The sequence below is a fragment of the Cupriavidus sp. SIMBA_020 genome, from assembly GCF_046535395.1.
Lineage (GTDB): Bacteria > Pseudomonadota > Gammaproteobacteria > Burkholderiales > Burkholderiaceae > Cupriavidus > Cupriavidus campinensis.
In genome coordinates this window covers 1-263 of the sequence record NZ_JAWRWU010000836.1, presented here as the reverse complement: position 1 = coordinate 263, position 263 = coordinate 1, and the positions used below count along the sequence as shown (strand labels likewise).

The 263-nt window shown below is 72.2% G+C and carries 1 protein-coding gene; it reads left to right on the top strand.

The window, feature by feature from the left end; all coding sequences use genetic code 11:
* On the top strand, positions 1-263 hold a 263-nt coding region (locus tag SB751_RS31730), incomplete at both ends, for a tripartite tricarboxylate transporter substrate-binding protein (protein ID WP_410749236.1).

Sequence of the window (263 nt, the reverse complement as noted above, 5' to 3'; positions counted from 1 at the left end):
ACCCCGACAAGGTGGCCTACGCCTCGGCCGGCCAGGGCTCGACCAACCACCTGAGCGCCGCGCTGTTCGAGAAGGCCGCGGGCGTGAAGATGATGCACATTCCCTACCGCGGCGGCGCGCCGGCGGTGCTGGACACGGTGGCCGGCCGCACCCAGGTGCTGTTCAGCGCCGGCACGCAGACCCTGCCGCACGTGCAGACCGGCAAGCTCAAGCTGCTGGCCGTCACCGAGGAACAGCGTTCGCCGCTGCTGCCCGAGGCGCCC